The organism is Pengzhenrongella sp., assembly GCF_036565025.1.
Lineage (GTDB): Bacteria > Actinomycetota > Actinomycetes > Actinomycetales > Cellulomonadaceae > Pengzhenrongella.
This window is the reverse complement of the sequence record NZ_DATCNW010000321.1, coordinates 1-8,537: the sequence shown is the minus strand read 5'-3', so window position 1 is coordinate 8,537 and position 8,537 is coordinate 1. Positions and strand designations below refer to the sequence as shown.

Genomic DNA, 8,537 nt, shown 5'->3' with positions numbered 1-8,537 from the left:
AGTCCACCGAGTCGGCCCAGGCCGCCAGGGCCGCGGACCCCGGTGCCAGGTACATCCCCTCGCACGGCCGCGGGTCCTGGTGCTCGCTGCGAGCCAGCGCCTCGAAGAATGCCTCCCGCTCCAAGAACTCCGCGACCTCGGTCGCCACCACCTTCGAATCCTCATACCGTGCGTCCTCGGCCGCCCACAAAGCCAACAACTCCGTCGACGGCTCGACCAAGGACGCGACCCGCTCGTCGCCATCCCCGCCGAACTCGTGATCGAACATGTGTTCTATGATACCGGAACGGTCGAGCGTGTCAATACCTCAGCCGCAATTCCTCCGCGTGAATTTCGCGGGCCTTGCAGCGTTCAGCCAGCCCCGCCGGAGTCGCTTGATCGCGAGCGACGACGGAGGTCGACAACGCATCGACAGATCTGCTCTGTTGCACCGCGAAACGCGGTGATTCACGTGAAACCGGCGACCTCGTCACCGCCCCTAGCGCCCCGACCTCGTCGGTCATGAAGGGGTTGGCCGCTTCGGGGGGAGGGACAGGCCAGTGCGGCGGCGTCGGGCTGGGGCGGGGGACCGGTAACGTGCCGCTGGCCCGCAGATGCCGGGCGCAGCAGACGAAGGGCGCAGCGCGATGAGCACGGACGACCGGAACAAGCTGACGCACGTCGACGAGCGTGGTGCCGCGCGGATGGTCGACGTCAGCGCCAAGGAGGTCACCGTCCGCAGCGCCACCGCGAGCGGCTTCGTGTCCACCACGCCGCAGGTCATCGCGCTGCTCCGCGGGGAGGGCGTGCCTAAGGGTGACGCGCTCGCCGTCGCGCGGATCGCCGGCATCCAGGCGGCCAAGCGCACGCCCGACCTGGTGCCGCTGTGCCACCCGATCGCGATCCACGCCGTCACGGTCGACCTCGAGGTGACCGACGACGGCGTCGGGATCCGCGCCACGGTTCGCACCGCCGACCGCACCGGGGTGGAGATGGAGGCGCTCACCTGCGTCGCCGTCGCCGGCCTCACGATGATCGACATGGTCAAGGCCGTGGACCGCGCCGCGGTGATCACCGACGTGCGCGTCGAGGAGAAGACCGGCGGCCGCAGCGGGACGTGGCGCCGGGTCCCGTAGTCCGAGCCCCGAGCCCCGAGCCGACCGCAACAACCGGGGACACGATCATGACGACCGAGAGCTTCCTCGACGCGAATCGCGCGAGCTGGGACGACCGCGTCGAGGGTCACCTCGTCGCGTACGGCGCGGGTGCTTTCGCGGACGATCCGCACGCCATCTCCAAGATCGTCCAGGACGACGCGACCGCCATGGGTCCCCAGCTGCCCGGGGGCACCGTCGCGGGGATGAAGCTCGTGCACCTGCAGTGTCACATCGGGCTGGACACGCTGAGCTGGGCGCGGCTCGGCGCGGACGCCGTCGGCGTCGACTTCTCCGCCGAGGCCATCCGCGCAGCCCGCGACCTCGCAGCCCGGGCGGGCGTGGCCGCTCGGTTCGAAGAGAGCAGCGTCGAAGGCGCGCCCAGCGCGTTGAACGACACGTTCGACGTCGTGTACACGAGCGTCGGGGTCCTCATGTGGCGGCCGCGGCTGGACACCTGGGCGTCGGCGATCCACGACCTCCTCAAGCCGGGTGGGGTCTTCTACGTCCGGGACTCGCACCCCGTGCTGAACGCGCTCGATCACGATCGACGGACGGGCTGCTCGTCCTGGCGGATCCGTACTTCGAGACCGACCGACCCACCAGGGACGACAGCGGGGCCGACTACGCGAGCGAGGACCTCCGCGCCGGAAACGTGACGACGTACGAGTGGTCCCATTCGCTGTCCGAGATCATTGGGTCACTCCTCGACGCCGGCCTGCGAATCACCGCATTCACAGAGGGAAAGACTCTCCCGTGGCGGGGGATTCCCAGCCTCGTCGACTCTTCCGAAGGCTTCGTCCACCCGGACAACCCCGCCGCCCTTCCCCTGGAGTTCTCGATAACCGCCCGCCGAGACGTCTAAGCGCTCTCCGAAGACGTTCCAGAGGCAAATGTTGTCGCGAACTGGGAGTTGTTGTCCTCAAAACGGCATCCGAACGACAACAACTCCCAGTTCGCGGAGCGAGGCGGAACTTTACGGACGCGGTTCGGTCAGGAGGGCGCGTTGGTGGGCTATTGCGACCGCCTCCGCGCGACCGGACGCGCCGAGCTTCGCGAGCAGGTTCGACACGTGCACGCTCACCGTCTTGCCGCTGATGAAGAGCCGTTCGCCGATCTGCCGGTTCGTCAGTCCGCGCGCGACCAGGGCGAGGACCTCGGTCTCGCGATCGGTCAACAGCCGGGCGTCCGACGAGCGGGCGCCCGGCAGGTCGAGCCGCGCGCGGCGACCCAGCGCCTGCAGGGCGCCGAGGAGCGGGAGCGCACCCATCTCGCGGGCGTCCCGTTCCGCGATCGCGGCCTGGACCTTGGCGGCCTCCCGGTCACCGGCCTCGAGCAGCGCCTCGGTCCAGCGCCAGCCGGTCCGGGCCCGTTCGTACCGGTAGCCGTAGTCGAAACCCGAAGCGGCAGCCTGCCACAGCGCGGGGTCGTTGCCGTCACCGCCCACGAGCCGGCCGTGCTCGGCGTGCGCGCGGGCGAGCCAGGCGCGTCCCTCGGGACCCAGCCGGCCGCCGCGCGGGCGTCCCCGCTGCGCGGTCCGGTCCGCTCGCGCGAGGAGCTCGGTGCCCAGCCGGACGCGCTCCGCCGGGTCCCCGCCGGCCAGCCGCTCCGCGTGTGCAGCGTCGGCCAGCGCGGCGATGCCGAGCGCCGCGACCCAGATCCCGCCCAGGAAGTAGTCGTCCCACACCTGGCCCATGTGCTCGAAAACGTCGTTGGCGAGCCGGACCGCCTCGTCCGGCTTCCCCGCCCAGGTCAGGGCGTCGATCGTGCACCCGCCCGAGAGCAGCGCGACCTGCGGGTCACGCGGCCACTCGGGCTCGAGCGCGTGGCCACGTTCGACGCCGTCCGCGTCACCACGGGCGATCGCCGCATACAGCTGGACCGCGCCCAGCGTGGCCGAGGCGTCCGGGGGCGCGCTCTCGGCGTCGAGGCCGGGCGGGGAGAGGTCCCCACGTGCGTATCGCACCAGCTCCGCGAACATCCGGAGCTGGACCCCGGAGATGCTCCACGACAGCCCCGCCTCGACCGCACGGGCCAGGCCCCGGGCCGCCAGCGCCGCGGCCTCGGGCAGCAGCCCGGCGTAGTAGTGGGTCGCCGTCAGGTTGAGGTGGCAGCGCAACTCGGTGACCAGGTCGCCCGCCTCGCGCGCACGCTGCCGGGCGCTGTCGAGCAGCTCGGCGACCCGGCCCGGTTCGTCGACGACGAGATAGGCGAGCGTCGCGAGCGCGTCGGCCTCTGCCGCCGGTTCGGCGACCTTCCGGGCCTCGTCGATCGCGGCCAACGCGCTGCGCTCGGCCTCGGCGTCGCGAGCGACGGCGAGGGCCGCCCAGGCGTGCACCGCGAGGACCCACGCCCGATCCGCGCTCGGCGGACCTGCGGGCAGGTCCGCCAGGGCCCGGGCCGCCTCCTCGAACCCCTGGGCGTCGTCCCGGTCGAGCGCCAGCAGAAGCCGGGCCAGCTGGGCTCGCAGCGGCGCCTGGCGGCCCGGGTCGCCCGCTGCGGCGGCGACGGCCTCCTGCGCCAGCGCGGCGGCCCGGTCGTTCAGCCCCGACCGGCCGGCCGCTCCCGCCGCCGCGGCGACGACGGCGATCCGGTCCTCCGCGAGGCGCGCCGCGGCGTCGGGCACCGCCTCCCACAGCGCCAGGACGGACTCGAGGTGGCGCAGCTCCTCGGCCGGTGCGAGCACGTGCGCGGCCTCGCGCGCCGCCGCACGGGAGGCCACCAGGGCCGTCGGCAGGTCGTGCGAGCTCGCGGCGTGGTGTGCGAGCTGCGCCGCGGACCCGAGCCCGGGGGAGTCGACCAGGGCCTGCCGGAACGCGCGGTGCAGCGCGGTCTGCTCGCCCGGGAGCAGGTCGGTGTAGACCGCCTCGGCGAGCAGCGCATGCCGGAACACGACCCGGCCGTCCTCGGCCCCGAGCATGTTCCGCGCGAAGGCCTCGCGCAGGACGTCGTCGAACGTGTCCGCCGCGGCCGGCTCGCCGCGCGAGACGACGGCCCGCAGCAAAGGTTCGGCCACTCGCCGACCGGCCACCGAGGCGACACGCGCCAGGTGCTGCACCGCGGGGTCGAGCTGCTCGAGCCGGGCCCGCAGTACATCCGAGAGCGATCCCGGCAGCGCGGCCGCATCGGCGCCCGCCTCGAGCAGTTCCTCGGCGAAGTACGCGTTGCCCTCGGACCGGTCCCGGACCCGCCGCAGCACGTCGTCGGGCAGCGGGGCACCCATGACGGCGGTGGTGAAGGTGCGCAGCTCGTCGGCCGTGAACGGCGGCAGGTCGAGGCGCTCGACCCGCGGGTGGCGCGCCAGCTCGGCGAGCATCGGCCGCAACGGGTGGCGCCGGTGCAGGTCGTCCGTGCGATAGCTCGCCACGATCATGAGGTGCTCGGCTCGCATGCGCGCGATCAGGAACCGGAGCACCTCGCGGCTTGAGGAGTCCGCCCAGTGCAGGTCCTCGACGATCAGCACGAGCGGGGCGCCCGCCCGACCGCTCGCCGCGAGCACCGCGGCGATCCCGTCGAACAGCTGCAGGCGGCTCGCCTGCTCCTCGAGGCCCGCGCTCGCGTCGCTCGCCCCGGTCGGGAGCAGCAGGCTCAGCGCGGGGCGGGTCCTGACCACCTGATCGACGACGTCGCCCTGCGCCCCGAGCTGCGCGAGAGCGTCCGCGAACGGCAGGTACGGCAGTCCGACCTCCCCGAAGTCCACGCAGTGCGTCGTGACGGCGCGGGCCCCGGATCGGGTGGCGAGCTCGGCGAACTGCGCGAGCAGCCGGCTCTTGCCGACGCCCGCGTCGGCGCCGAGCAGCACCGCGCCGGGCTGACCCGCGGCGGCTCGCTCGAGCGCGGCCATCAGCGCGGCCACCTCCGACGCGCGTGCCACGAACGGCGTGGAATTCGTAGTGCGGGCCATGCCCCCGATTCTGGCAGCCCGACCCTGCGCCGGAGCCTGCGCCGAGAAGTCGACTTCCGTCCATCGGAATGCGTGGGGACGGGCGGATTTTGACTTCTCGACGAAGAATCACAGCCGCGACTCAGGGTCGCGTCAGGGTTGGTTCAGGGTCCGGTAGGGGTCATTTCCCGATGCGCGGGCGGCTCCCCGGCCGAAAGGATCGACTCGTCCCGCCCCGCCCGCTCCCACCGTCAGACAAGGAGGAGCATGTCAATCCACGGATCCCACTCGATCGCCAGCGCCGAATCGACGTCGAGCACGCAAGGGCCCGTCAGTGCCTACGCCCGCGGCCTGGTCAAGACCTACGGCCGGGGGGAGACGCGGTGCACGCCCTGGCCGGGATCGACGTCCACTTCGCGCGCGGTGAGCTCACCGCGGTGATGGGCCCGTCGGGCTCCGGCAAGTCGACCCTGATGCACTGCATGGCGGGGCTGGACACCGCGACGTCGGGCACGGTCGTCGTCGACGGCCAGGACGTCGGGCGGATGAACCAGCGCCAGCTGACGCGGCTGCGCCGCACCCGGCTCGGGTTCATCTTCCAGGCGTTCAACCTGGTCCCGACCCTGACCGCGGCGGAGAACATCACGCTGCCGCTGGACATCGCGCGCCGCCCGGTCGACCGTGCCCGCTTCGACGCGATCGTGGCCGCGCTCGGGCTCGCCCCCCGCCTGCACCACCGCCCGAGCGAGCTGTCCGGCGGCCAGCAGCAGCGGGTGGCCGCCGCGCGCGCCCTGGTCGCGAAGCCCGCGGTCATCTTCGCGGACGAGCCGACCGGCAACCTCGACTCGAAGTCGTCCGGTGACCTGCTCGCGTTCCTGCGCCGCTCGGTCGACGAGCTCGGGCAGACCGTCGTGATGGTCACCCACGACCCGCGCGCCGCGGCGCACGCGCACCGCGTCCTGTTCCTTGCCGACGGCCGCCTGGTCGCCGAGCTCGAGTCGCCCACCCAGGCCTCGGTGTTCGAGATCCTCGGCTCCCTCGACCGCGACGCCGACGACGACGCGTCCACGCCGGCGCTCGCCCCGGTCGGCCTCTGATGGGCCGGGTCGCGCTCCGCGGCATCCGCGCGCACCTCGTCCGGTTCGTGCTCTCGGTGCTGGCGGTCACCCTCGGCGTGGCCTTCGTGGCCGGCGCGTTCTCCCTGCGCACCATGATGTCCTCGACGTTCACCGAGATCATCGACAGCTCGATGGTCGGCGACGCCTACGTGCGCGGGAGCGTGCCCGCCACCGCCGCCGCGGTCAGCGACGGCGGGGGGCTCGGTTCCACGTGGAACACGATCCCCGCGTCCCTCGCGGGGCCGCTGGCCGGCGTCGACGGCGTCGCGCACGCGTTCCCGGACCTCAGCGGCCCGATCGTCGTCGTCGGGGCCGACGGCACCGCCGTGATGAGCGGGGGTGCCCCCAGCTTCGCGACGGCGCTCGACCCGAAGGACTCCACGGTCGACGTCGTGGCGGGTCGGGTGCCGAGCGGACCGACCGAGATCGGTCTCGAGTCGGCGACCATGGCGAAGTCGGGGCTGTCCGTCGGGGACACCACCAAGGTCGTCCTGCACGGCGCGCTGCGCGACGTGACGGTGGTCGGCGAGCTCTCGTTCGGCGCCCCCACGGCCGGCGCGGCCATCACCATCCTGGACGCCGCCACCGCGACGGCGGCGTACGCGCCGGACGGCCGGTTGCCCTCGATCGCGGTGTTCGCGAAGCCGGGCGTGTCCGAGCAGACCCTCACGCGGCGGATCGCGCCGCTGCTCGCGACGAGCGGCCCCGACTCCGCGCGGGCGGTCGAGGGCGCCGTGATGCGCAGCGACGCGCGCTCCGGCGTCGAGGCGCAGCTCGGCTTCATCACGACGTTCCTGCTCGTGTTCGCCGGCATCTCGCTGTTCGTCGGCGCCTACATCATCGCGAACACGTTCGCCATGTCGGTGCGGCAGCGGATGCGCGAGTTCGCGTTGCTGCGCGCCGTCGGGGCCTCCCCGGCGCAGGTGTTCGCCTCGGTCCTGACCCAGGCCGCCGTCGTCGGCCTGGTGGGCTCCGCGCTGGGCATCGCCGCCGGCCTCGGGCTGGTCTCGGTGCTGCGGGTGGTGTTCGAGCGCATGGGCATGGACCTGTCGGGTCAGATCCCGCTCGACACCGCGACCGCGGCGACCTCGCTCGCCATCGGCACGGTCGTGAGCATCGCGGCGGCCGCGCTGCCCGCGCGCCGCGCCGCGCTGACGCCGCCGGGCTCGTGGTCGGCACACTGCTGCTCGCGCCGGTGATCGCGCGGCGCACCCTCGGCGTGCTTGCGGCGGGCTTCGTCGCCGCGGCGGCGCCGCTCGGGCGGCTCGCGCGCGGCAACGTCACCCGCAACCCGCGGCGGACCGCGAACACGGCCGGTGCGCTGACGGTCGGGATGGCGCTCGTGGGAGCCGCCTCCGTGCTCGCCTCGTCGGCGACCGCGTCCACGCGCTCGATCGTGGACAACGAGCTGACGGCGGACTTCACCGTGAAGTCGGCGACCTACAGCGTGCCCGCCGGCGTGATCGGCGACCTCGGGGCGCTGCGCTCGGTGGCGACCGTCGACCCCGTGCGGTTCGGCTCGGTCGTGGCGACGACCGCCGGGACGGCTCCGGTGGCCGCGAAGGACACGCAGACGGCGATCGGGCTGCCCCCGGGCGCCTTCGGGCGGAGCGTGCACGTCACGGTCGTGGACGGCTCGCTCGACTCCCTCGCTGACGGCCGGATCGCGGTCCAGAAGGGCGTGGCGAAGAAGCGCGGCTGGACCGTGGGGGACTCGCTGACCTTCACCTCCCCGTCCGGAAACGTCAGCGCGAAGATCGGCGCGATCGTCGACTCCCAGGCGCTGAACGCGCCGATCCTGCCGCCCGAGGAGGTGTTCGTCACGGTCGTGCCGCCGGCCCGGGCCGCGATCGACTCGCTGTTCGTGAGCGCCGCGCCCGGAACGACCCAGCGCGAGCTGCGGGCCGACCTCGTCAAGGTCGCCGCCCCGTACGCCGTGCTGTCGATCCTCGACAAGGAGGACTTCGCCGGTCAGCTGGCCGCGCAGGTCAACCAGGTGCTGGTGATCCTCTACGCGCTGCTGGGGCTGTCGATCGTGATCGCGATCCTGGGGATCGTGAACACCCTCGCGCTGTCGGTGATCGAGCGGACCCGCGAGATCGGGCTCATGCGCGCCGTCGGGCTCGGCCGGCTCCAGCTCGCCGGGATCGTGGCGATCGAGTCCGTGCTGACCGCGGTGTTCGGGACGCTGGTCGGGGTGGGGATCGGCGTCGTGATCGCGTCCGCGATGCCGACGGTGTTCGCCGACAAGGGGCTGACCACGCTGGTCATCCCGTGGGTCCAGCTGGCCACCATGGTGGCGCTGGCCGCCTCCCGGTCCTGGACGCCGTAGCCTCCGACTGACCCCTCCCCAACCCGTAACGTCCGAGCGTTGACGTCCTATAGGACGTCAACGCTCGGACG

6 protein-coding genes and 1 pseudogene are annotated in these 8,537 nt (G+C 73.0%); 5 read left to right on the top strand and 2 right to left on the bottom strand.

Annotation, left to right across the window (positions count from 1 at the left end):
• Positions 1–268 (bottom strand): hypothetical protein (locus VIM26_RS18620; protein WP_331953987.1); only part of this gene is annotated, 268 nt, incomplete at its 3' end.
• Between the two features lie 358 nt (positions 269–626).
• On the opposite strand from VIM26_RS18620, the gene moaC reads away from it, so the two are divergent.
• On the top strand, positions 627–1,115 hold the full coding sequence (gene moaC, locus VIM26_RS18615; protein WP_331953985.1) for a cyclic pyranopterin monophosphate synthase MoaC: 489 nt from the start codon (positions 627–629) through the stop codon (positions 1,113–1,115).
• Positions 1,116–1,162: 47 nt separating this feature from the next.
• Complete coding sequence (locus VIM26_RS18610; RefSeq protein WP_331953983.1) at positions 1,163–1,792, top strand: class I SAM-dependent methyltransferase; 630 nt, start codon at positions 1,163–1,165, stop codon at positions 1,790–1,792.
• Positions 1,793–2,109: 317 nt separating this feature from the next.
• On the opposite strand, the gene VIM26_RS18605 is transcribed toward VIM26_RS18610, so the two are convergent.
• The gene (locus VIM26_RS18605; protein WP_331953981.1) at positions 2,110–5,037 is read right to left on the bottom strand and encodes a helix-turn-helix transcriptional regulator; all 2,928 of its coding nucleotides are present in this window, start codon (positions 5,035–5,037) and stop codon (positions 2,110–2,112) included.
• Positions 5,038–5,283: 246 nt separating this feature from the next.
• On the opposite strand from VIM26_RS18605, the pseudogene VIM26_RS18600 reads away from it, so the two are divergent.
• The 3 genes and pseudogenes from VIM26_RS18600 to VIM26_RS18590 all read left to right on the top strand — a co-directional run bounded on the left by VIM26_RS18600 (position 5,284) and on the right by VIM26_RS18590 (position 8,466).
• A pseudogene (locus tag VIM26_RS18600) lies at positions 5,284–6,113 on the top strand (ABC transporter ATP-binding protein).
• Positions 6,113–7,333 (top strand): ABC transporter permease, encoded by a 1,221-nt coding sequence (locus VIM26_RS18595; protein ID WP_331953979.1) that lies wholly within the window; start codon positions 6,113–6,115, stop codon positions 7,331–7,333. Before VIM26_RS18600 ends, VIM26_RS18595 begins: the two are co-directional and overlap by 1 nt.
• Positions 7,303–8,466, top strand: a complete 1,164-nt coding sequence (locus tag VIM26_RS18590; protein ID WP_331953977.1) for an FtsX-like permease family protein — start codon at positions 7,303–7,305, stop codon at positions 8,464–8,466. The genes VIM26_RS18595 and VIM26_RS18590 overlap by 31 nt, the downstream gene beginning before the upstream one ends.
• The last annotated feature ends 71 nt before the right edge of the window (positions 8,467–8,537 follow it).

Coding starts and splice junctions, on each gene's coding strand:
- moaC (WP_331953985.1), top strand. CDS start 627: ATGAGCACGGACGACCGGAACAAGCTGACGCACGTCGACGAGCGTGGT.
- VIM26_RS18610 (WP_331953983.1), top strand. CDS start 1,163: ATGACGACCGAGAGCTTCCTCGACGCGAATCGCGCGAGCTGGGACGAC.
- VIM26_RS18605 (WP_331953981.1), bottom strand. CDS start 5,037: ATGGCCCGCACTACGAATTCCACGCCGTTCGTGGCACGCGCGTCGGAG.
- VIM26_RS18595 (WP_331953979.1), top strand. CDS start 6,113: ATGGGCCGGGTCGCGCTCCGCGGCATCCGCGCGCACCTCGTCCGGTTC.